General features: G+C 44.5%; 22 protein-coding genes and 1 other RNA gene. 6 read left to right on the forward strand and 17 right to left on the reverse strand.

Translation table 11 applies throughout. The annotated features are described in order from the left end of the window. Positions 1-29: 29 nt before the first annotated feature. A complete protein-coding gene (gene pheA, locus ACQRBN_RS08260) occupies positions 30-1,160 on the reverse strand; it encodes a prephenate dehydratase (protein ID WP_427738528.1) in 1,131 nt (376 codons plus the stop codon). An 85-nt stretch (positions 1,161-1,245) separates the two neighbouring features. Here pheA and ACQRBN_RS08265 point away from each other — a divergent pair, with 85 nt between their 5' ends. Genes ACQRBN_RS08265 through ACQRBN_RS08280 form a run of 4 tightly spaced genes read left to right on the forward strand, consistent with a single transcriptional unit; the run spans position 1,246 to position 3,626 of the window. Then, the gene (locus ACQRBN_RS08265) at positions 1,246-1,629 is read left to right on the forward strand and encodes a putative ABC transporter permease (protein ID WP_427738529.1); all 384 of its coding nucleotides are present in this window, start codon (positions 1,246-1,248) and stop codon (positions 1,627-1,629) included. Positions 1,630-1,687: 58 nt separating this feature from the next. Then, positions 1,688-2,227 carry a nitroreductase family protein gene (locus ACQRBN_RS08270; RefSeq protein ID WP_427738530.1) on the forward strand — a complete coding sequence of 180 codons (540 nt, stop codon included), beginning with the start codon at positions 1,688-1,690 and terminating at the stop codon, positions 2,225-2,227. A gap of 21 nt (positions 2,228-2,248) precedes the next feature. Then, positions 2,249-3,166, forward strand: a complete 918-nt coding sequence (gene pyrB, locus ACQRBN_RS08275; protein ID WP_427738531.1) for an aspartate carbamoyltransferase — start codon at positions 2,249-2,251, stop codon at positions 3,164-3,166. 13 nt (positions 3,167-3,179) lie between these two features. Further along, positions 3,180-3,626, forward strand: a complete 447-nt coding sequence (locus ACQRBN_RS08280; RefSeq protein ID WP_427738532.1) for an aspartate carbamoyltransferase regulatory subunit — start codon at positions 3,180-3,182, stop codon at positions 3,624-3,626. Between the two features lie 378 nt (positions 3,627-4,004). Here ACQRBN_RS08280 and rnpB read toward each other — a convergent pair. From rnpB to spoIVA, 10 genes are all read right to left on the reverse strand, one after another. Further along, an RNA gene (gene rnpB / locus ACQRBN_RS08285) (RNase P RNA component class A) lies at positions 4,005-4,375 on the reverse strand. A gap of 95 nt (positions 4,376-4,470) precedes the next feature. Continuing rightward, positions 4,471-4,950 (reverse strand): ribonuclease HI, encoded by a 480-nt coding sequence (gene rnhA, locus ACQRBN_RS08290; protein WP_427738533.1) that lies wholly within the window; start codon positions 4,948-4,950, stop codon positions 4,471-4,473. 41 nt (positions 4,951-4,991) lie between these two features. After that, entirely contained in the window at positions 4,992-5,675 is a 684-nt protein-coding gene (locus ACQRBN_RS08295) for an MBL fold metallo-hydrolase (RefSeq protein ID WP_427738534.1), read from the reverse strand. A 3-nt stretch (positions 5,676-5,678) separates the two neighbouring features. Next, the gene (locus ACQRBN_RS08300; protein WP_427738535.1) at positions 5,679-6,149 is read right to left on the reverse strand and encodes a MogA/MoaB family molybdenum cofactor biosynthesis protein; all 471 of its coding nucleotides are present in this window, start codon (positions 6,147-6,149) and stop codon (positions 5,679-5,681) included. Between the two features lie 57 nt (positions 6,150-6,206). Next, entirely contained in the window at positions 6,207-6,896 is a 690-nt protein-coding gene (locus ACQRBN_RS08305) for an LrgB family protein (protein WP_427738536.1), read from the reverse strand. After that, a complete protein-coding gene (locus ACQRBN_RS08310; protein ID WP_427738537.1) occupies positions 6,889-7,275 on the reverse strand; it encodes a CidA/LrgA family protein in 387 nt (128 codons plus the stop codon). The genes ACQRBN_RS08305 and ACQRBN_RS08310 overlap by 8 nt, the downstream gene beginning before the upstream one ends. Positions 7,276-7,373: 98 nt before the next feature. Further along, a complete protein-coding gene (locus tag ACQRBN_RS08315; RefSeq protein ID WP_427738538.1) occupies positions 7,374-8,522 on the reverse strand; it encodes an iron-containing alcohol dehydrogenase in 1,149 nt (382 codons plus the stop codon). Between the two features lie 222 nt (positions 8,523-8,744). Next, positions 8,745-12,503 carry a multicopper oxidase domain-containing protein gene (locus ACQRBN_RS08320; RefSeq protein WP_427738539.1) on the reverse strand — a complete coding sequence of 1,253 codons (3,759 nt, stop codon included), beginning with the start codon at positions 12,501-12,503 and terminating at the stop codon, positions 8,745-8,747. Beyond that, positions 12,503-13,411, reverse strand: a complete 909-nt coding sequence (locus ACQRBN_RS08325) for a DUF2935 domain-containing protein (protein ID WP_427738540.1) — start codon at positions 13,409-13,411, stop codon at positions 12,503-12,505. Before ACQRBN_RS08325 ends, ACQRBN_RS08320 begins: the two co-directional genes overlap by 1 nt. Positions 13,412-13,472: 61 nt before the next feature. Beyond that, positions 13,473-14,945, reverse strand: coding sequence for a stage IV sporulation protein A (spoIVA, locus tag ACQRBN_RS08330; protein WP_427738541.1), 1,473 nt, complete (start codon positions 14,943-14,945; stop codon positions 13,473-13,475). A gap of 198 nt (positions 14,946-15,143) precedes the next feature. Here spoIVA and ACQRBN_RS08335 point away from each other — a divergent pair, with 198 nt between their 5' ends. Then, a complete protein-coding gene (locus ACQRBN_RS08335; RefSeq protein WP_427738542.1) occupies positions 15,144-16,028 on the forward strand; it encodes a LysR family transcriptional regulator in 885 nt (294 codons plus the stop codon). Between the two features lie 128 nt (positions 16,029-16,156). Here ACQRBN_RS08335 and ACQRBN_RS08340 read toward each other — a convergent pair whose 3' ends face one another. From ACQRBN_RS08340 to ACQRBN_RS08355, 4 genes are all read right to left on the reverse strand, one after another. Further along, the gene (locus tag ACQRBN_RS08340; protein ID WP_427738543.1) at positions 16,157-17,170 is read right to left on the reverse strand and encodes an NAD(P)H-dependent glycerol-3-phosphate dehydrogenase; all 1,014 of its coding nucleotides are present in this window, start codon (positions 17,168-17,170) and stop codon (positions 16,157-16,159) included. Positions 17,171-17,238: 68 nt separating this feature from the next. Continuing rightward, a complete protein-coding gene (gene plsY, locus ACQRBN_RS08345) occupies positions 17,239-17,883 on the reverse strand; it encodes a glycerol-3-phosphate 1-O-acyltransferase PlsY (protein WP_427738544.1) in 645 nt (214 codons plus the stop codon). A gap of 2 nt (positions 17,884-17,885) precedes the next feature. Then, on the reverse strand, positions 17,886-19,214 hold the full coding sequence (gene der / locus ACQRBN_RS08350; protein WP_427738545.1) for a ribosome biogenesis GTPase Der: 1,329 nt from the start codon (positions 19,212-19,214) through the stop codon (positions 17,886-17,888). 1 nt (position 19,215) lies between these two features. Then, a complete protein-coding gene (locus ACQRBN_RS08355; protein ID WP_427738546.1) occupies positions 19,216-20,532 on the reverse strand; it encodes a DUF512 domain-containing protein in 1,317 nt (438 codons plus the stop codon). A 145-nt stretch (positions 20,533-20,677) separates the two neighbouring features. Between ACQRBN_RS08355 and ACQRBN_RS08360 the strand changes: the two genes are divergently transcribed. Beyond that, complete coding sequence (locus ACQRBN_RS08360) at positions 20,678-21,859, forward strand: ribose-phosphate pyrophosphokinase (RefSeq protein ID WP_427738547.1); 1,182 nt, start codon at positions 20,678-20,680, stop codon at positions 21,857-21,859. 94 nt (positions 21,860-21,953) lie between these two features. On the opposite strand, the gene ACQRBN_RS08365 is transcribed toward ACQRBN_RS08360, so the two are convergent. Together ACQRBN_RS08365 and serC are read right to left on the reverse strand one after the other, a co-directional pair. Continuing rightward, positions 21,954-23,117, reverse strand: coding sequence for a phosphoglycerate dehydrogenase (locus ACQRBN_RS08365; protein ID WP_427738548.1), 1,164 nt, complete (start codon positions 23,115-23,117; stop codon positions 21,954-21,956). Positions 23,118-23,119: 2 nt separating this feature from the next. Further along, positions 23,120-24,202 carry a 3-phosphoserine/phosphohydroxythreonine transaminase gene (serC, locus tag ACQRBN_RS08370; protein WP_427738549.1) on the reverse strand — a complete coding sequence of 361 codons (1,083 nt, stop codon included), beginning with the start codon at positions 24,200-24,202 and terminating at the stop codon, positions 23,120-23,122. Positions 24,203-24,225: the final 23 nt, after the last annotated feature.

A 24,225-nucleotide genomic window follows, 5' to 3' on the forward strand; every position in this document is an offset into this window, starting at 1 on the left:
ATATTCTTTATACACTGTCATAACCGTATTTAATAATTTCCTAATATCCTGAGGCTGCGGCTCTCTTCCCGCAATCCACGTATCGCATTCTTCACGGCCGGATCAGCAAGATTCCCCTCAAAATCAACGAAGAAACGATACTCCCAGTTCCGCCCCTCAATCGGTCTTGATTCAATCTTGCTCATATTCAAGTCATTATAGATAAAATGCGACAGCAGATGATACAGCGAGCCACTTTCATGAGGCACTTCAAAACAGATACTGATCTTCTTCGCATCCTTCAGGAATATCTTCTGGTTCGTAACCACAATGAATCTTGTCGAGTTATTTGGATCATCGTTGATGTTATCTTCCAACACTTCCAAACCATGAACTTTCGCCGCATAAGCGCTGCAGACTGCCGCCTGAGTCTTATCCTGTTCCTCAATAATCTTCTTCGCAGCAATGGCAGTATTCGCCACACTGATTTGCTGCCAATCGCTATGTTCATTCAGGAATCGTGATGCCTGCATAAGAGCCACTCCCTTGGAATATACCCGCTCAATATCATCCATCTTCGTTCCCGGCAGTCCCGACAGCGTATGCGTGATCGGGATAATCGTCTCTCCCACGATAAAGTTCTCGAACTCCACCAGAAGATCGTACATCTCATCCACAGCCCCTGCCGTGGAATTCTCAATCGGAAGTACGGCATAGTCTGCAGCCCCTTCCTCAATCGCCTCCATAGCATCGCGGAATGTGCGCACATAGAAACTATTACAGTTTTCTCCAAAATAATATTCCATAGCAGCCTGACTATAAGCGCCTTCCGTTCCCGGGAATACAATTCTGGCATGCTCTGCATCCAGAGAAGGAACTTCAATAAAAGGAAGCCTTCCTAATGCCCCCGCCTTCACCAGCTGTTGATACTGCATCTTCCGGCTCATGGACATCAACTGTTCAAAGAGTTCTTGAACCCCTTTCTTATTAAAATCCGTAGAGACCTGACTTGCCATTTCCTGCAATTTATTATGTTCTCTCTGCCGGTCGAATACTTTGATTCCATTACTGATCTTGCACTCTCCCAGTTTCTCACTGCAATTCATTCTCTGCTCATATAATCTAACAATCTGATTGTCAATCTTATCCAATTCTGCTCTTAATTCCTCTAGTGTTGACATGCATCTATCTCCTTCTACCCAAACTAATGTGTATTATAATACATTTTCTGCATAAAATCCACCTTCCTTTGCCATACTTATTAGCATGAAGCATAATTTTTTAACCTGCGGAACTACCGGATGGTGTATGGAGATTCTGTTCACCGGTCTCCACTCTCTTCACGATGAAGACCCCAGGCTCACTGGCAATACTTCTATCTGGATGTTTCCCATCTATGGCATGGCAAGTTTCCTGTCACCCTTGTGCAGACTTCTGAAAGGAAAGAGCCTCTTACTGCGGGGAGGTGTCTATACGTGCTGTATTTTTATCGGAGAATATGTAACCGGCTCTTTTTTGCGAAAGTATGAAGCATGCCCCTGGGACTACAGCGAAGCCCCTCTCAATATCAATGGATTGATCCGTCTGGACTATGCCCCTCTATGGTTCGGAGCCGGACTGTTGTTTGAAAAAATTCTAATCAAACATTGAAAATCTTTCATATTTAGTATATGATATATGAAAGATTTTCACATGGGAGGATAACGACATGAAGACCAACGAATGCATCACAACCAGAAGAAGTATCCGTAAGTTTAAGCCAGACTCTATTGACCATTCTCTATTAGAGTCTCTGATTTCCATTACTTCGTATTCCCCTTCTTGGAAAAACAGTCAGATCACTCGTTACATAGCTATTGAAGATTCTTCCATTCTCGACAAGATCATTCATGATTATACCCCAGAATTCAATTCCAATATTATCAAACAGGCACCAATGCTTATTGCCCTCACTTTTGTGAAAGGACGATGTGGTTTTGAACGCGACGGTTCATTTACTACCAAAAAAGGGGATCGCTGGCAGATGTTTGATGCCGGAATTGCATGCCAGACCTTCTGTCTTGCTGCTCACGAAGCCGGGCTTGGTACTGTCATTATGGGGATCTGGGATGAGGATGGCATTACAGAACTTCTGAACATTCCTGAAGATCAGGAACTTGCTGCATTAATAGCAATCGGCTATCCGGACATTGATCCGGCTGCACCGAAACGCAAATCTGTTGAAGAATTACTAACATTTATTTCATGAAATGATAAGAGGAGGTTTTTTATGAGACACTTAATGAGTCCACTTGATTTTACAGTAGAAGAATTAGACAAACTGATGGACCTGGCTGTTGACATTGAAGCCAACCCATCCAAATATGCGCATGCCTGCGAGGGGAAGAAACTGGCAACACTCTTCTACGAACCAAGTACCAGAACAAGATTAAGCCATGAGGCGGCCATGTTTAACTTAGGCGGCAATGTCATGGGATTCTCTTCCGCGGATTCCAGTTCTGCTGCAAAAGGCGAGAGTGTATCAGATACGATCCGTATGATCTCATGCTATGCGGACATCTGTGCAATGCGCCATCCAAAAGAAGGCGCACCTATGGTAGCATGCCAACATTCTTCTATTCCGGTCATTAATGCCGGAGATGGCGGACATCAGCATCCAACTCAGACTTTAACAGACCTTTTAACGATCCGTTCATTAAAAGGACATTTAGACAATATGACTATCGGTTTATGTGGTGATCTGAAATTCGGACGTACCGTCCACTCTCTAATCCATGCATTGGTCAGATATCCGGGAATCAAGTTCATACTCATTTCCCCGGAAGAATTAAGACTTCCAAGTTATATCCGTTCCGATGTTCTAGATAGCGGCAATATCCCGTATGAAGAGGTAGTCCGCTTAGAAGAGGCACTTCCACATCTGGATCTGCTCTACATGACCCGCGTTCAGAAAGAACGTTTCTTCAACGAGGAAGATTATGTACGTATGAAAGATTTCTATATCTTAGATGCCAAGAAGATGGAACTGGCATCAAAGGATATGTATGTACTGCATCCATTGCCAAGAGTAAATGAGATATCTGTCGAAGTAGACAAAGACCCAAGAGCCGCTTATTTCAAACAGTCGCAATATGGCGTCTACATCCGTATGGCACTCATCCTGACACTATTGGAAATCGAAGTATAGGAGGGAACGAATTATGGTAAAAAACACATTGAATGTCGGACGTATCGAAGAAGGCTTCGTATTAGACCACATCCAGGCAGGACGCAGCATGGATATCTACAAATATCTGCACTTAGACAAATTAGACTGCTGCGTTGCCATCATTAAGAATGCCAAAAGCAGCAAGATGGGCAAAAAAGACATCATGAAGATCGAATGCCCGATTGATTTCATTGACCTGGACATCCTCGGCTTCATCGACCACAACATCACCATCAACATCATCAAAGATGCAGAGATCGTAGAAAAGAAATGCCTGCACCTCCCAAAGAAGATTACCAACGTAATCAAATGCAAAAACCCAAGATGCATCACATCCATCGAACAGGAACTGGACCACGTATTCGTCCTGACCAACCCGGAAAAAGAGATCTATCGCTGCCAGTACTGCGAAGAAAAATACGACGGACGGCGCAAATAAATCGCAAGAACCATGAAGGAAGTAAGAAAATTGCTCCCTTCACTAATACAACTTCAATACCCGCGCCTCCCCTTAGAAAAATATTATGTTTATGTGAGCATCAGGCACCGAGTGTGCGCAGGGGCTTTTGGGGTTTTCTTAGTTCAAGTTTTAGAAGCCGTTGCTGTAAAAATAGCCAGAATTTAGTATTCATATTTTGCCACCAGCAAAATATGAAAGAGCATCTGAAGTGAGAAATCATCAAGATTTCTCGCTGAATATGCTCGGTTACTAAATTCTGGCTATTTTTACAGTTACGGATTCAAAACGAGGAACTCCGAAGCCCAAAAAGCCCCTGCACACACTCGGTGCCGTCCCTCACACAAAACATTTTTCTAAAAAGCAAGCAAAACGATAAGCCGGGTTATGTCATTGAGTAATCATCTATCTACACCCACCGTCGCCAGTGGGTTCCAGCGACCTACCTAAGACGTGACGGGCCGCCACATTGTCTTTATCCGGTCTTGCTTCGGATGGGGTTTACATATGCCCCCGCTGTTACCAGCAAGGCGGTAGTCTCTTACACTGCCCTTCCACCCTTACCTGCCCAATGCAACATCCGTTGCACTTAGCGCAGGCGGTTCATTTCTGTTGCACTTTCCTTGGAGTCGCCTCCACCGGACGTTATCCGGCATCCTGCCCTGTGAAGCCCGGACTTTCCTCACCTGCTGCCTTTCGGCACTCGCAGCTGCGATTACTTGTCTTACTTGCCTTGGTTACTATAGCACAGATCGCCTAAAAAAACAATGAAACTTTTGCCAATTTATGAATATCTATTTCCCGCAATCCCTGCCCAAGTCTTCTCTTAATTTGCCACACCTTCATCTACAATCAGATCATTACCATCTGCCGCTGTAGTTGCCAATGTGTCACATCTTTCATTCTGAGGATGTCCATCGTGGCCTTTCACCCAATGAAAAGTTACTTGATGAGGCTCTTTTGCCTTCAAAAGACGTTTCCAGAGATCCACGTTCTTCACTTGCTCATTCTTGCCTCTTTTCCATCCTTTTTTTATCCATCCCTCAATCCAGTGCTGATTAAACGCATTGACCAGATACTGAGAATCCGAGTATAATTCCACTTCACACGGACGATTCAGCGCTTCCAATCCAACAATAGCTGCCATCAGTTCCATGCGATTATTCGTTGTCCTCTTATATCCCTGGGATATCTCCTTCGTATGCAGTTCTCCCTTTGTGTCTATGTATTCCAGCACCGTCCCATATCCGCCGGGACCATCTGGATTCCCTCTTGCAGAACCATCTGTATATATTTTTACTTGCATATATCTGCTCCTTTCTGAAGAACTTCACATTTCTTATATACTTATACCTCAAATGTCTGTCCCGGTTTTGTAACCTTCATCACTCTATCCTTATACTCCACTGCATCTGACTCTTTCATTAACTTTTCATAGACATCGTACTCTCCACACATATGCATAGGGAATACGCATCTTGTATCCGTATGTTTCACGAAGTAATCCATGCCCCAATAATACTGCTCCCCAAGTCTAGGGTCCAATGGCACAAATGCCACGTCAATTCTCTCGCCTTCTATCTTCCCGATCTCATGCTGATACACACGGCGCATCATCTTATTATAGATCTCCCCTTCTTCTTCCCAATGCCACCAATTCAGATCCCCCGCATGATAGATCAACTTCCCATTCAGGCGTACAAAAAACGCCACACCCTCATCCGTCGAGCGAAGCGTTCTTATCTTAAGTTCATCCACCTGTATTGCCTGGCGCGCACCTATATAGAATATCTTTCCTTCTGGTCCTCGCGCCTTAATATCATCGGATAATATATACTGTAATCTTGGATATCTATCCGCCCACTCAAATATGCATTGATCAAAATGATCATAATGTGCATGGCTTGCGAATACATAGATCCTTTTCTCTTTTGGCATATCCGGAAGCCTGCCCTTGTAATAATCGAAGATTAATATAATATCTTCCTCTTCCAAAAAATAACCACTATGCTCCAGATACGTTATTCTCATTCTCTATGCCTCTCCTTGAATCACTTTCACTGCATGCATAATCTCAGGCAGCAGATATCTCAGGCTTTCCTTTACTGCCTGTGCCTTGCCTGGAAGATTGACGATCAATACATCTTTACGGATTCCTGCCGCACTCCTATTCAGCATGGAACGCTTGGTAAGCTGCATGGTGTGAGCACGCATCGCTTCCGGAATTCCAAGAACAGGACGCTCTACCACATCCATCGTTGCCTCCGGTGTGCAATCCTGTGGTCCGCATCCCGCACCTCCGGTAGTCAGCACCAGATCTGTCAGATGATTGTCTGCCAGCCTCTCCATGACTGTTGATAACACTTCTCTATCCAACGGAAGGGCTCTCATGAAAACGATCTCGAGTCCTGCTTCTTCCACGATTTTCTGAATCACTTCGCCACTGGCATTCTCTTCGTTACCTCTATATATATCCGTATTAGCTGTGATAATTGCTACTCTCATAATTGTACCTCCATGATCTCTTGTCATCTGTAACCATATATTATCTATTATACCTTTTTACAAAAATAATGCAATGATAACCGTGCAGATTCCTGCAACTCCCATAGCAACTCCACTGACAGCACCTTCTACTTCGCCCATCTCCAGTGCCTTAGAAGTACCGATTGCATGACTGGCCGTTCCAAATGCCACTCCAATCGCTACAGGATCCTTTAGTCTCAGCAATTTTATAATCAGCGGATGGATAATCGCACCACCCGTCCCACAGATAATCACCGCCATCATCGTAATCGACCGAAGTCCTCCCAACTGTTCTGATACATCCAGCGCAATTGCTGTTGTCACAGACTTCGGAAGCAGGGAATACAAGATATCACTATGTAAAGCCAGCATCCTACACAACACCACCGTACTTCCCATAGACAGAAGACTTCCCGCCAGACATCCTATCACAATCGGAAAGAACTGTTCCTTCAATATTCTTCTCTGCCGATAGATTGACAATCCAAGCACAGCTGTTACCGGAACCAGGAACATCGATATAAATTGTGCCCCTTCCATATAATCTTCATACGAAATATTCAGCCCCTTAAGTACCAGCACACAGAGTATCATAGCAATCAGCAACGGATTCGCCAATGGCGATTTTACCCGTTTTGCAATCTGCGTTCCTATATAAAACGACAGAACTGTCAGCAACACGCCAAACAATGGATTTGACCATAGCGCACTCCACATACTACTCATGCTGCTCTCCTCCTTTTAAAGCCAGATTCTTCATACACTTCTGCACAATCCGCACAGTAGCGTATGTTCCAAGGAATGTCAGGATCAATGAGATTGCCACCACAATCAAGAATCCCGCAACCTGTCCCTTCAAAAGTCCCAGGTCTTCCACCATCCCAATCGACAGCGGAACAAAGACCAGCGCCATATTCGACAGCATAAAATCCGCCGTCTCCTTAATCTGCTCCTCTTTTAATATCTTTGTTCCCAAAAGCAGCGCCAGAATCAATATTGCCATCACGCTGCTTGGAAAAGTAACCGGAAGCAGCCCCACAACAAACTCTGCCACCAGACAAAGTACCAGAATCACACTCAATTGCTTCAATATCTTCTTATCCATAACTTCAAGTATCTCCTATCACTCTTCACGTTTTTTCATTATAGCAAAAAAAGGCGCTAGGTTCTACCCCTAACGCCATTTCCTTTTCATTTTAAAATCTACATCGCTTTATGATACAGCATCTCGATATCTTTTAATGTGGACTGTCTTGGATTCGCCGCAATATTACCGCTCTTCATGGCATCTGCTGCCATCTGTGGAATCTTATCTTCCGTCACGCCGACTTCAGACAGCGTTTTCGGGATTCCCAGATCTGCATTCAGTTTCTTAATCTCTCTTACCAGCATCTCCGGCTTAAAATCTTTCACTGGCTCTTTATCTTCGCTGATATAGTTATAGATTTTCTCATAACGTCCGTGGTCTGCAAGTGCATTATATTCTACAATTACCGGCAATAATATAGAATTTGCCACACCATGCTGTACACCGAAGAACGCACTGACCGGATGGGACATAGCATGCACATTACCAAGTCTTGCCCATGCAAATGCAATTCCCGCGAACATGCTTCCCGACATCATCGCACAGGCCGCCTCTTCATCCTTACGATTTGCTACAAAACGGCGGATATTTCCTCCAATCAGTTCCATCGCCTTCTCTGCCATAGCATCGGAAAATGGAGATGCACCCAGAGAAGTATATGCTTCCCATGCGTGAATCAACGCATCAATACCGCAAGATGCTGCAATTGAAGGCGGCACAGACATGATCATCTCCGGATCAAGTACCGCATACTTCGGCAGTAATTCATAACTGAAAACTGTTAATTTATAGTTTCTGGATGTGTCTGTGATTACGGAGAATGCCGTAACCTCGCTTCCGGTTCCAGCTGTTGTCGGAATCGCGATAATTGGCTCAATCGGTCCCGGTACCAGGTGTGCGCCTTCATATTCTACGATAGATCCGCCGTATCTTGCCAGTACGCCGACTGCTTTCGCCACATCCATAGGGCTTCCGCCACCCAGGGCTACGATGCTTGTCGCTCCGGATTCTTTGTACATCTTCGTTGCGGCATCTACCATATCCACCGTTGGGTTCGGCAAAATGTCAAGGAATGTACAAGTGTCAATTCCTGCTGCCTCTACCACATCCTGAATCTTCTTAACCACGCCCAGTTTCTCCAATCCGTGGTCAGAGACAATCATCATCTTCTTAGATCCACATTTCTCCAGTAATTCCGGCAATTTTTTCAAAGAACCCATTCCAAATACAATCTCCTGAGGTACTTTAAACATATAATCCTTCATCTTACAATCTCTCCTTTTTATTCCAGACTAATCTGACTGCATCCGAATTGTAATATTATCAGCCTGAAAGACCGGCTACTGGAAGTTCCCTTAGGATGTTCTGACAATCCACAACGCCTGTCACCGATAGTTTCTTTCGGATACATGTAACGAAAAAGGGAGTCACACCTATCTTGTGTGACTCCCTTGTCATTGACTATTATACTACTTTTTATTCTAGATTCAAGCCCTTTTTCCACAGATGCATTCAAAAGTTTTCCGACATGCATTCTTACACCTGCTGCCAATCCCATGCTTCATCACCCTGAAGATTCCCCACATACCGGATTCCACATCCCACTTCAGACTTCCGGAACGGTACAGGTAATCTCCCGGACATGAGGCACCTTCCTTCAGTTCCATATTGAAGACATTGCCAATGCTAATTGCCCCTTGCATCGGCGTGATCTTAGAGCATAGATCTCCAGGCTGTTCTCTCCACTCATGGCCATGGATACAGAATCCTACATTTCTCGGCTTATCTGCCGGCATCATGGTACGGAATATCACCCGGTCTCCGGCATATGCCTTGAATAAAGGCGTCGATGGATCGCCGTGTACTCTGCTGCTGAAGATTTTGGAGATTCTTGAATCCCTTTTAAGCCGATTGGCGAATCTTTCCGAACGATAATTATAGCCCTTCTCTCCCGTATCCTCTGCATCTACCGGTTCGCCATCATCTCCTGATGCGGTCTGGATCAGCATATCCTCACGATCCAGCATACGGATACCATTCTGAATCATGACAACACACTCCCGGAACCTTTCTCTTCCTGGGGACACAATCACTGCCTGCTCATCGAACACGGTTCTTGCCAGAGAAGTAGTTCGATACCAGACTGCCCCCGGCGGCTCGATCAGAACCGCTCCGAACAATCCATGATACCTATGATTCCTCATATCGCCAAATGACTGAATGATACACGCACCATATTCTTGATCCGCATACCAGAGATATTTCTTGCTCTCCCCGACTCCTACCGTCTGCTCCCGGTTATTATATCCCACATTGATTCCGGAATCGCACACAGGATCATACTGTAAAAACTGCGGATTCAACGATACACGCATAGAAGGCTTATGCCTATAGTCTAACGGAACTATAGGATAATCATAATATGGCACCGGATTTGCCGGGTCAAACAGATTGTGAAGCGTTACCTCAATCCAGTCTCCTGCATTGGCTCTTAGAATCAACGGCTTTGGTTTTCGTTTTCCACATAATACCAGTTCCAGATCTTCCATTGGTACGAACAAGAGTCCATCCGGGTCATGATCCCCGTAGCCATTATATATGATATCTTTCTGAATCGCCGCCACTTCATACCGTCGTATTACCGCATCTTTTCCCGGACACGGTGGCAGCGGAAGGATTCGGTCCTTTCCTTTACACAGAGGTTTCAGACAATCTTTTACATGGTCATAAGCCCGGATAATCCCCCATAATCCCAGCCATGCATCATCAATACCACCCGAATAGTACAGATAGTCACCTGGTCCATATGGTTTCGTAATTCGGATATTGAATGCCTCTGATATTCCGATAGACTGTGACGCCACATCCGGCGACAACACATCTTCAATCTCTTTCTTCCAGGACATTCCGGTAATATTCAGCACATGCTGCTCTTCATGCGCCCCATCAAGGAGACGAATCAGCATCTCATCACCCGGATAGGTCTCAAGGATCGGAGTTGCCGGATCACCATGGACATGAGAACTGAATATATAGGCCGGATCTGCTACAGAACCTTCCTCTGGAAGTTCCCTCCGGATGCTTTGGCAACTAGGATCTCTAAGCCGCTCTCTCATGGGTTCTGAACGATAATTAATTCCCATGACTCCGGGATCATCATGAGACCCCGGAACCTCAGGAGGATTCAGCGGATTCCCATCCCGGTCAAAGAGCAAGGCAAAATCATGCAGGAATAAGGCAAACTCACGAAATGACGTCCCGTCACGCCTCTTTATGACCGCTTTCGTCCCATAACGCAGTTCTTTTCCTGTCCTGATATCGTGGAAGGTAGCACCCGCTTCCTCAATAATGAGTGCACCAAACACACCATGCTGCTGATGGGAATTCGCAAACAGATGGTCATGGAAGAAGACCGTCTTTAGTTCTGTATTGGCATAGAAGCGTTCGATCAATGTCTCATACTTCCTTGCACCTGCAATGTTATTCCAGCCATTGGCTGCCCCATCTGATACGATGGTGTCGAATTTGACCAGGTGTATATGATATCCTACAATATCCGTTATGGTTTCCATCTGAAATGGGCTCTCCTCAAGAAATTCCGGAAGCAGGTTCGTCGTTCTCACTTCAATACAATCCCCTGCATTGGCACGAATAACAAGAGGTTCTGCCTGTATCTTCCCACACTCAATCTTTCGTATATATGCTTCTAACCCCCCATGCTTTTCCAGTTCTTCTTTCATAACGAAGAATCTTCCCTGGGGATCATTCCAGCCATACCGATTATAGATTACCTTTGCCTGAACCAGCGCAACCTCGAAAACTTTCACATTCTCTTCTGCTTTTTCACAGCAGCATTCCTCATCCGCGTCATCTTTTCTGGCATCTGTATGACAAGGACATGTATCCGTATACAACGCTCCCGGCTCATAATCCTCTACGAAATTCGCCCGCTCCAGATCTGTCGGCTCTATCAGGTTCTCTCCATCTGCATCCAGTATTCCAAGCGGCGGCTGTAACGGACGTTCGCCATATTCTCCATTAATAAAATTCGGATAACCGGGATGCTTCTTATCTTTCTTTGGCGGTCTCTTTCTGTCTTTTAGCGGTATCAGCGGAGGAATGATTGTTCCATCAGGCAGCCTTCCGGTACCATCCTCCAGTTTGTCGTAGACTCTCCACAAGGTCCACATCCCTTCATGAAAATGCGGATACAGATGACAGTGAAAGATCGCATCTCCAATCATCCCGTTCAAACTTCCCGCACCATGAAGAATCTCCAGCGTGTAGCATTCCTGAGGACTGATTGAAATAGAATCAATAATCGTAGAATTCGAATTCTCTCCCTCTAACTTCCACTGGTGATTGTGCAGATGGAATACATGCGTCTCTTTTACTCCGCCATGAACCAGGCGGATCTTCGCCGGGTCTCCCACGTACGCCTTCAGTATAGGCGGAGCAGGATCTCCGTATACCCAGGAACTCATAGAGATATCTTCTCCCGAGTCCGCATGATTGTTCGTCAGTGGTTCCCTGTTTCTCATCGGCTCTGAGCGATAACTGATTGCCGTCGTAGAGTCAGGTAGTCCTGTATGCGGATTGATCGGCTGTTCTCCGTTCTTATCCTTCATCTCCAGTTCATCGTGGAAGAATACGGCATATTCTCGGAAAGCAGGTCTGTGCGGATGATAGATATCTGCGAATAACCCACTCTCTAATTCTTCTCCTGTCTCTGGATCCAGCCATCTGGACTCTGCTGCTTCCACGATAATCGCACCAAATAATCCGTGTACATTCGTTCCCTCTTCACTGCTTCTCATATCTCCCATATCGTGAAACAGATAGACACCTTCGCGCTCAGCGTACCACGTATAGGTAATCTGATGATTCGTTGTAGTATCTCTGTTAAAGCCTACACTGGAACCATCGGAAGTCTGTACATCATAAGCAAGCCCCTGCACATGGATTGAAAGTGTACGATTCAGGGAATGAGTGAATCTTATCATCACTTTATCTCCAAGATTCGCCCGGATTACCAGTGGTCTTACTTCTTCATATGGCTGTGGTATCTCTTTTTCATAGTTTCTTATTGCCTCTTCACGTATTCGGTCTGCATCCTTTTTTAATACATATAAGAGACCATTTGGGTCATGATCTCCATATTTGTTATATACAATTGGGATCTCAATTGCTTCTATCTCATAGTATCGAGCCTTCTCTAGTACCGGATATTCACATAATTCCCGCATTAGCGTTTATGCTCCCCGCATTCTAAGATCCTGATATAATGGTTCGCTTCCCGCAGTACATGATCCGCAAGCAATGGCAATATGAGGGATGCAATCTCACATTCCAGAATTCCTTCTGCTCCTGCCGCTTTAAACTCCCGGTATCTTAATGTCTCATCCAGAGATTTTCTCGTCACTTCGTCCATGGTCTTGCAATCCTGCTCCCTTGCCATCCCAAGTAATTTATCGTATTCCATTGCGAAATTATCCGCAGTTTCTATCAATTCTACCTCCGTAGGATCAAGAAGTCCACGAATAAATAAAGCATGCTCCATCATAATCTGATTCCAGAATTGTTCCTGAGACCTTAGTTTCTCGTATGATATCTTCTTATTCTTCAGTAATTCTGCAATGATGGAACGATACAATCTCGCCTCCCGAAGAATATGCTCAATTAACAATGGATAATTCGCCGTAAAAAGACGGCAACGATCCACTTCTCTTAAAATATTTTCCTTGAATCTGATAAGTTCATCCAGCATCCGGATCGCTCTTTGGTTCAACTGATTGATCCTGCGAACCGTCGTCGTATTCACATTCTTAACGCATCCTGACCGTAAGTTTTCTTCTGCCGCTGCAATTCTGCTGTTAATTGGAATCCCTGTCAACTGGCTGGTTCTCTTCTCAGCCGGGATTGTAAATTCCGTCACCAGTTCCTGGGACTTTAGAATCTCTTTACCAATCATGCTGTCACTGATTCTGACCGTCTGCAGGAGTAATTCTTCGAATTCCTGCCGAAGCCTATCAGCTCTCTGAATCCACGGTTTATCCTTACATGTGAAACCTGCCTCCAGGAACAATGCATGTTCTTTCATGATTCTGGCAAAAAACAGATGTGTTTCTATTGACAGTGTTACATAATTCTCCATAGTCTTGAGTGTCCTTATATTCTTTATTTCTCTATAGTATATGCGAAACAATGCAGATTCGTCAGATAATAATGCATACCAATCCGCCGTTACTGTCATTTACAATCTTCTGCATGGTATCCTGTAGTTTCTCCTGGCTTTCATCATTAATCATTGCCATCTTATTCTGCATACCATCCATCACCAGATCTTCAATGGATTTCCCGAAGATATTAGTTCCCCAGATGCCTTCTTCGCTTTCCTTTGCATCCTTGATGTAACGAATCAGATCCTCTGCCTGCTGCTCATTGCCTACGATTGGCGCAATCTCCGTCTCAATATTTGCCCGGATCAGATGGATGGATGGTGCCTGCGAATGAATCTTAACTCCATATTTATTTCCCTGCTTAATGATCTCTGGCTCTTCCAACGTAATCTCATCCTTCGTCGGACTGACAACGCCATACCCTTTCATTCTTACAGCCGCAAATGCATCCCTTACTCCTTCATACTCTTCTTTGAGTTCAGATAGCTTCTTCATAGCGGCAACCAGTTCATACTGGCCGGCAATATGAGTTCCCGTAAGTTCACTCAGCATCTCATAGTAGAACTTATCCGCAACACCGATCCTTACTTTCACACATCCTGTATCCATCTCGATATGATCTACCTTCATTTCCTCAATATACTGGCTATCCGGCATCTCGATCCCCGCTGCGGCATCCTTAATCTCTCCAAAACGATTCAGAACATCTTTAATATGTACCAGCATATCCTGCTTGATCTTGTGATCCCGTGACAGCATCTCCACCCATTTCGGAATAAAGAACTGTACCTCTGACACTGGGAATTCATAGAGAACAGCCTCCATAATCCGAGTAATATCTTCTTCTTTTAACTGCTCGCAATTCACTGGCATTGCCTGCACACCATACTGCTGTTCACACTCTTTGGCCATCTGTCTTGCCTCCTCGGAAAATGGCTTCTTGGAATTCACCAATACTACAAAAGGCTTGCCAATACTCTGAAGTTCCCGGATGGTTTTCTCTGTCCCCTCACGGTAATTCTCTTTTGGAATATCCGTAATACTTCCGTCCGTTGTAATAACCACCCCTATAGTTGCATGATCGTGAATCACCTTCCTGGTTCCGATACTTGCTGCCTTCGTAAATGGAATCTCATGATCGAACCAAGGTGTCTTCACCTGCCGTTCTTCATTCCCCTCCACATGTCCGGAAGCGCCGTCTACCATGTACCCCACACAATCGATCAGCCTTACCTTCACCGCCACATCATCCGATAATTTGATCTCGGCGGCTTCTTTTGGCACGAATTTGGGTTCCGTAGTCATAATCGTGCGCCCGGACGCAGACTGAGGGAGTTCGTCTTTCGTTCTTGATTTGCCATGTTCATCCTCCATATGCGGCAGCACCAGCACATCCATGAAACGTTTGATGAAGGTTGATTTGCCTGTTCTTACCGGTCCCACGACTCCTATGTATATCTCACCGTTGGTTCTTGCCTGTATATCTCTGTATAAATGATAATTGTCCATGCCCTATAGCCCCTTTTCGTTTATGCTGTTAGAATATATGCAGAGTGGGAAATATTTAGAATCTATATGAGGGAATATATTTCAAATTCGTTTTGCTATCATTCTTTATAGTTTTGTCTGTGGATTGCACAATTTAATAGATTTTGTTTGTGGTTCATGTTAAAATGTGTTCAAACAAATGACGAAAGGGGGAATACTATGAATCTTTATCATTTAAGATACTTCGTAACATTGGCTCATTTAGAGCACTACACAAAAGCTGCTGAGATACTTGCCATCACCCAGCCCAGTCTAAGTCACGCCATTGCTTCCCTCGAAAAAGAACTGGGCATCAAACTCTTCGAGAAAGATGGCCGCAATGTCGTCCTAACCAAATGTGGACAGGCATTTTTAAAGGATGTAGAACAATCGCTTGATATGTTGGACTCCAGCATTAACAGAATACGGATGACCGCAAGCGGCGAAGGCCGTATAGATATCGCAATGCTTCGTACTCTCGACGTTGTTGTTCCGAATTTTGTAAAAAATTTTCTAAATTCCAAACCACATAAGAACATTAACTTTTATTTTCACACTTCAACCGAACTGACTCCCGATATTATCCAAGGGCTGAAAGACCGCAAATATGATGTCGCCTTCTGCTCCAAGATGGAGAACGAACCACTCATCGACTTCGTTCCCATCACCCGCCAGGAACTAGTACTCATCGTTCCCAAAGGACATCCTCTGGAAAACAGAGATTCTATTGACTTAAAAGAGACACTGTCTTATCCTCAGATCGTTTTCTCGAAACAAAGCGGATTAAGACCGATCATTGACAAACTCTTTGAAAAATGCGGCGGACAGCCTAAGATTGAATATTCTTTAGAAGAAGACCAAGCTGTTGCCGGACTCGTAAGCGCAGGCTTTGGAATCGCTGTGATTCCAAAGATGCAGGTCTTGAACTACATGCCAGTGAAAATCATCAAGATTGAGAAGCCTACTTGGGAGAGAATCTTCTATATGGCAAGTTTAAAGAATGTATATCAAGCGCCAGTGATCAATGAGTTTAAGAATTTTGTGATTGAGAATGTGGATGTATAGGAAATACGTTGCATCAAAATAATCGCTCATTTTGATGCAACGTATTCTTTCCAAAGGACTTCGATTGCAGACCACCCAAGGCTCACCCTCGTGCCGTCCACTCCACCAACAAATTACTCAAAAAAATTCTACTCCTTCCAAGGCAATGCCGTATGCTCCGCCTTACTATCCCTCAGCATCAGTTCATTCACTGCCTCTCTCGGATCTTTTCCTTCGAACAGCACCTCATTCACCTTTCCAATAATCGGTAATGACACTCCGTACTTCTCGCCTAATTTTACCGCAGCCTTGGTAGAGTATACGCCTTCTACCACCATCTTAACCTCATCCATGGCTTCCTGCATACTCTTTCCCTGACCCATGAGATAACCTGCCTTACGGTTACGGCTATGAACACTGGCACACGTTACGATCAGATCTCCGATACCAGTAAGACCCGTGAAACTCTCAATTGCTCCGCCCATCTTAACACCGAGTCTTGCAATCTCTGCAATCCCTCTGGTGATCAGGGCTGCTTTCGTATTGTCGCCATATCCCATTCCATCTGCGATTCCGGCTGCAAGCGCGATGACATTCTTAAGAGAACCGCCAAGTTCCATACCTAACATATCCGGGCTTGTATATACACGGAATACTTCATTCATGAACATTTCCTGCAGATATTCTGCTGTCTGCTTAGTCTTTGCACCGATAACCACAATCGTAGGAAGGCCTCTTCCCACCTCTTCTGCATGGCTTGGTCCTGAGAGGACTGCCACATCTGCCTGCGGGATCTCCTGCTCAATCTGCTGAGACAGAGTCATAAGCGTGCTTTCCTCAATACCTTTTGCCACATCCACGATAATCTGTCCTTCTGCAATATATGGGCTCATATTACGTGCAGTGCTTCTTGTATATGGAGACGGTACCGCCAGAACGATAAAGTCTTTCTCCTGAACGGTACTCTCAATATCCGTTGTGAACACCATATCATCCGGAATCTTTACGCCTGGAAGTTTGCTCTCATGTTCTCTCTTTTCTGAGAGCATCTTCACTTCCTCCTCGCTGATAGACCAGACTGTCACCTGATGACCATTCTTGTGGAGTAGTAATGCCAGAGCGGTTCCCCAACTTCCTGCCCCCATAATTCCTACATTTGCCATATTACTATGCTCCTTTCTTCATTCACGCTTTTTGCGTGTACTTTACTTAACCTGCAGATTACTGCCTGCTATTTACTCTTTCCAACACTTAACTTATTCTCCGTGCCGGATAATAACCTCTTAATGTTCGCTCTGTGCTTGAAAAATGCTGACAGCATCAAAAATGCTGCAATTGCATACATCTCATACAGATAATTCTGCGCAATGCCGAATCCACCCATCTGTCCGTACACTACAACTTCCACAAGATAGATGATCACTACAACCAACGATCCCAGTGACACATATCTTGTCACCCCGACAATTGCCAGGAATGCAAACAGACAGATCAGCACCATCCATACATTCGTGGTACTTAAGAGAAGCCCCGCTGTGGCAGCAATCCCCTTTCCTCCTTTGAACTTCAGGTAAAACGGATAATTATGCCCAAGAACCGCCCCCATACCTGCATACATGGCAAGCATCGGAATCATGTCTGCATGGGTCTTTCCATAGATCAGATGCACGACAACCACTGCAAACACACATTTGAAACAATCACCAAGCAACGTAATCAATCCTGCTTTCCATCCCATAGTACGCAGTGCATTAGTAGTACCGGCATTGCCGCTTCCCTGCTTACGGATGTCTACATTGTGCATCTTTCCATATAGATAGCCTGTCTGCAATAATCCGAATACATATCCGATGATCACACATATGATACGTTCCATAACTACTGATCCTTTTCCTTTCTTTCCCTGATGAAGAACTTCAGAGAAGTTCCTCTGAATCCAAATGCCTCACGAATCTTATTTTCCAGATATCTGGTATAAGAAAAATGCATCAATTCTTTATCATTTACGAATATTACGAATGTCGGCGGTTTTACCGATACCTGAGTGATGTAATAGAGTTTCAGCCTCTTGCCCTTATCAGACGGTGGCTGCTGCATTGCAACTGCTTCTGCCATGATCTCGTTCAATACACCCGTTGCCACACGCATACTCTGATTCTCAATTACCATATCAATCATATCATATAACTTCGGCAGACGCTGCCCCGTCTCTGCGGATACATACATAATCTCAGCATACGGCATAAAAGAAAGGACACGGCGGACTTCATTCTCGTACTCCCGCATGGTTCTGTCATTCTTCTCAATGGCATCCCACTTGTTCACCACAATAATAATTCCTTTACCTCTCTCATGGGCAATTCCCGCAATCTTAGCATCCTGTTCTGTAACACCTTCTACGGCATCGATCACCACCAACACCACATCTGCACGCTCTACAGCCGTTACCGTACGGATGATACTGTAGCGTTCCAGTTCTTCCTTGATCTTATTCTTTCTTCGAAGACCTGCCGTATCGATAAATACATACTCCCTGCCATTATGAACAATATCCGTATCAATCGCATCCCTGGTTGTACCTGCAATATCAGACACGATTACTCGCTGCTCACCCAACAATTTGTTAATAATGGAGGACTTTCCTACATTCGGCTTTCCTACAATTGCAATACGTGGACGTTCATCCTCTTCCTCTTCTCCTGAATTCTCAGAAAAATGCTTTACAACCTCCTCCAGCATATCTCCAAGCCCCAATCTGGAGGCTGCAGATATCGGCATCGGATCACCGATTCCCAGATTATAGAACTCATACACATCCGGCATGAACTTATCAAAATTATCTACTTTATTCACAACCAAGACTACCGGCTTTCCGGAACGCCTGAGCATATCCGCCACTTTAGAATCGGAATCCACCAGCCCCTGACGCACATCCGTCAGAAAGATGATCACATCCGCCGTATCAATGGCAATCTGCGCCTGTTCTCTCATCTGAGACAATATAATATCATTACTCTCCGGCTCGATTCCTCCGGTATCAATCATTGTAAATTCTTTATCCAGCCATGAGACGTCCGCATAGATACGATCTCTGGTTACCCCAGGCGTATCTTTTACAATGGATATCATCTCACCCGCCAGTACATTAAAAAGGGTTGATTTTCCCACATTGGGTCTTCCCACAATCGCTACTACTGGTTTACTCATATTATTTCTCCTTCAATATAATCGCATCAATAAAATCTTGTCCGCTTGATTTTACAATATCTGCCCGCACTTGTAAAGCATCTTCCACCTGAGAAAGAGTAATATCATCTAAGAATACCTCCTCCTGGCTGCGGAACATATTGCAAGGCAGCAAAAGCCTGTCGCCAAGTTCCTTCCCGGTAAGCTGTGCGATCAGATCCTGTCCGGTAATCAGTCCGGATACCGTAATCAGTTCTCCGAAGAAATCATTGCGGATCGGATAGACATGCACTTTCGTGTTCGGATATTTCCCCACAAGGCGGTCAGCCATCTTCTGAATATAAGGATATGCCAGAAGACCGGTTGCCATGGATACTTCTCTTGGAAGTTCATCTCCAACAGCACTCTGATATCCTTCTTCGAATTCATTCTCCAAAAGCCGAAGCATTCCCACTCCATTTTCCAACTGAAGATAACCGTCATACCGCTCTTCCTCCGGCACTTCCTGCCCTGCCAGGATATACCATTCATCACCGGCATGGATAAAATGCATTCCGTATTCTTCATAAAACCGCTCCTGCCACTTATGGATAATAGACAGCACTTCTATGGCATCCTCCCGGTCAAAAGGCTCCAGTGGGTACAATCCGTCACGATATCTGGTAAGTCCTACCGGCACGATGGATACGCTCTGAAGGCACGGGAAATACTTCGACATATCCCGGATGCTGCGGTCTAACTCCTCGCCGTCATTCACGCCTTTACACAGCACGATCTGCCCATTCATCTGAATGCCGCCCTCATACAGACGGTCAACCTTCTTAAGCGCCTCTCCCGCAAAACGGTTATGAAGCATCTTACACCTGAGTTCCGGATTCGTGGTCTGAAAAGAGATGTTGATCGGTTCCAGATGATATCGTACGATCCGGTCAATATCATGATCGCTCATATTCGTCAGCGTAACATAATTCCCCTGCAGGAAAGAAAGCCTAGAATCATCATCCTTAAAATACAGCGTCTCCCGCATCCCCTTCGGCATCTGGTCGATAAAGCAGAACATGCACTTATTCCGACAGGACCGATATTCATCCATCAATCCCTGTTCGAATTCAATGCCAAGATCTTCCTCATAATCTTTTTCAATCTCCAGTTCCCACTCTTCGCCATCGGGCTTCTCAATCAACAGCACTAATTCTTCATCATTTACATAGAAATGATAATCAAATACATCTTCAATCATATTATCATTAATGGAAAGCAGCTTGTCCCCGGCCTCGATTCCCAGTTCATCGGCAATACTTCCCGGCAGAACCGCTTTCACAATGTGTTCATGTCTCATATATCTACCCCAAAATTAGTATTTAACTCTCTTATTATACCCCACCTTTCCCAAATAGTCCAATCTGTAGTTGACCTTTTTATAGGAAAAGTGATATAAATATCTTAGAGATTAGTATAAATCAATGAATACAGGAGACTCGAAAATGACGAATATCAAATTAATGGAAACAGCGCTTCCTAGAGCGCCTCTTAAAATTGCGGTCCTTGATTCCTGCAAAGAACTGGGACAGAAGGTGAATGACTATATTGTTCAGTTCAGACAGCAGGCTCTGAAGGAATCTCTGGATTCAACACTTTTTTCCAGTTATCAGCAGAACAACTATCTGGTAGACTGCCATTGCCCACGTTTTGGATCAGGTGAGGCAAAAGGGCTTCTGGGAGAATCTATCCGCGGCACAGATCTGTTCGTAATGGTTGATGTATGTAATTACAGCCTGACCTATACGGTGAATGGTCATCCCAACCATATGTCCCCGGATGATCATTACCAGGATCTGAAGCGTATCATCTCAGCTGCGAACGGCAAGTCACATCGTCTGAATGTCATTATGCCATTCTTATATGAGAGCCGCCAGCACAAACGCACGAAGAGAGAGTCGCTGGATTGTGCTCTGGCACTTCAGGAACTGGTGGATATGGGTGTGGATAACATTATTACGTTTGATGCACATGATCCGAGAGTACAGAATTCCATGCCTCTTCACGGATTCGATAACTTTAACCCGCCATACCAGTTCATAAAAGCTCTGTTGCGGGCAGAGCCGGAACTAATCGTAGATAAGGATCACTTAATGATCATAAGCCCTGATGAAGGCGCTATGCACCGTGCAGTATATTTTTCCAACGTACTTGGCGTGGATATGGGTATGTTCTACAAGCGCCGTGACTATTCAACAGTTGTGAACGGCAAGAACCCGATTGTTGCCCATGAATTCCTTGGAGACGATATCAAGGGTAAGAACGTCATTATCATTGATGATATGATCTCTTCCGGTGAAAGTATGCTGGATGTTGCCAGACAGATCAAAGAACGCGGTGCCAATCGTGTATTCGTCTGCACTACGTTTGGTCTCTTCACAGAAGGGTTTGATAAATTTGATGACTATTATGAGAAGGGATTCATCGATCGCGTTATCACAACGAATCTGACATACCTGCCACCAGTTGCATATGAGAAGCCTTATTTCGTTGTGGCTGACATGAGCAAGTTTATCGCATTAATTATTGATTCTCTGAATCACGATATCTCAATCGGCACCGTATTGAATCCTACCGATAAGATTCATGCATTATTAAAAAAACATAACGATGCTCTGGGAATCTGATTGTTTCAGCATCAGAGTATCTCCTGATAAGAAAAATCCTGTGGAATGGAACGGACGATATTTCGTACCGCTTTCCACAGGATTTTCTTAATTATTATTTAATAATACGAACGCGGAGAACGTCTTTAACTTTTACCAGGTCTTCTACTACACCATCCGGTACCGGGCTATCAATATCAATCATGGTATATGCATATTCACCCTTGCTCTTGTTCGTCAGATCGGCAATATTCATATTATCTTTTGCCAGAATGCCGGTAAATTGTCCGATCATATTCGGAACATTGTGATGCAGCAGAAGAATACGGGTATTATCTCCCTTCATCCCCATATCGCAGTCCGGATAATTCACGGAATTCTTAATATTTCCATTTTCCAGATAATTTCTCAGTTCTTTTACTGCCATCTTCGCACAGTTATCTTCAGATTCTTCTGTAGAAGCGCCAAGATGTGGAATTACAATGGCTCCCTTAACTCCGGCAGTGATCGGTGTCGGAAAGTCTGATACATAGTGCTTCACATGACCAGATACCAGCGCATCCACCATTGCCTCTTCATCCACAAGTACATTTCTTGCAAAGTTCAGTACAACAACACCTTTTTTCATCAGGTTGATTGCATCTTTATCGATCATTCCCTTGGTACTGTCCATTGCAGGAACATGGATCGTGATATAATCGCAATCTCTGTAAAGTTCATCTACCGTTTTTGCATGATGGATACTTCTGGAAAGCCTCCATGCAGATTCTACAGATACGTATGGATCATAACCATATACATCCATACCAAGATGTGTCGCTGCATTCGCCACCATAACACCTATCGCACCAAGACCGATGACACCCAGTTTCTTTCCTTCCAATTCACATCCTGCGAATGCCTTCTTCGCTTTTTCGGCATCTTTGGCGATGTTGCCATCTTCTTCATTTTCCTGTACCCAGTTAATGCCTCCGATGATATCACGGGACGCAAGAAGCATACCTGCAATTACCAGTTCTTTCACACCGTTTGCATTAGCACCCGGAGTATTGAATACTACGATTCCTTCCTCCGCACATCGGTCCAGCGGAATATTGTTCACACCTGCGCCAGCTCTTGCAATGGCTTTCAGATTAGGTGAGAATTCCATATCGTGCATCACTGCACTTCTCACAAGGATCGCATCCGCATTGTCCGCAGTGCTTACCGGGACATACTCTTCTGTAAACTGTTCCATTCCAACCTCAGAGATTGGATTTAAGCAATGATATTTGTACATGATTATAGATTCTCCTCTTCAAACTTCTTCATAAATGCTACTAATGCTTCTACGCCTTCGATTGGCATTGCGTTGTATATACTTGCACGCATACCGCCCACGGAACGATGTCCTTTCAGATTCTCGAAACCTGCCTCTTTCGCTTCTTTTACGAATTTGGCATCCAGTTCATCGCTGCCGGTTACGAACGGAACATTCATAAGCGAACGATCTTTTGGCACTACGGTTCCCTTGAACAATTTGCTCTGATCCAGATAATCATACAGAATCTTTGCTTTCTTCTCATTCAGTTCTTTCATTGCTGCGAGACCACCCTGTTTCTTCAGCCATTTAAAGACTTTGCCACAGATGTAGATGCCGTATGCCGGTGGTGTATTATAGAGAGATCCTGCATCTGCATGCGTCTTATACTGCAGCATGGTTGGTGTTCCCGGAAGTACATCTTCGGTGATCAGATCTTCTCTGATAATTACGATCACCGTTCCTGCAGGTCCCACATTCTTCTGAACACCGCCGTATAACAGACCATACTTCCTAACATCTACTGGTTCAGACAGGAAGCAGGAAGAGATATCTGCTACCAGTGTCTTTCCTTTTGTATTCGGTAATTCTTTGTATTTTGTACCATAGATGGTATTATTCTCACATATGTATACATAATCTGCATCTTCAGAGATAGGCAGATCTGAACAATCCGGGATGTAAGAGAATGTCTTGTCTGCGGAAGAAGCAAGGATATTCACCTTGCCGTATTTGCCCGCTTCCGCAGCCGCTTTTTTCGCCCACTGCCCGGTCACGATATAATCAACCACGCCATTCTTCATCAGATTCATCGGAATCATAGCGAACTGCTGAGATGCTCCGCCTTGCAGAAATAGCACCTTGTAATTATCCGGAATATTCATCAGTTCACGGATATCAGCCTCTGCCGTATCGATAATCTCCTGAAACGCCTTCGAGCGGTGACTCATTTCCATTACGGACATTCCGGTTCCTTTGTAGTCTAACATCTCTTCTGCTGCTTCTTTTAATACTTCTTCCGGTAATACTGCCGGTCCTGCTGAAAAATTGTACACTCTGCTCATGATTATTCCTCTTCTTTCCTTTT

The sequence above is a fragment of the Bariatricus sp. SGI.154 genome, assembly GCF_050313795.1.
Taxonomy (GTDB): Bacteria; Bacillota; Clostridia; order Lachnospirales; family Lachnospiraceae; genus CAMBRQ01.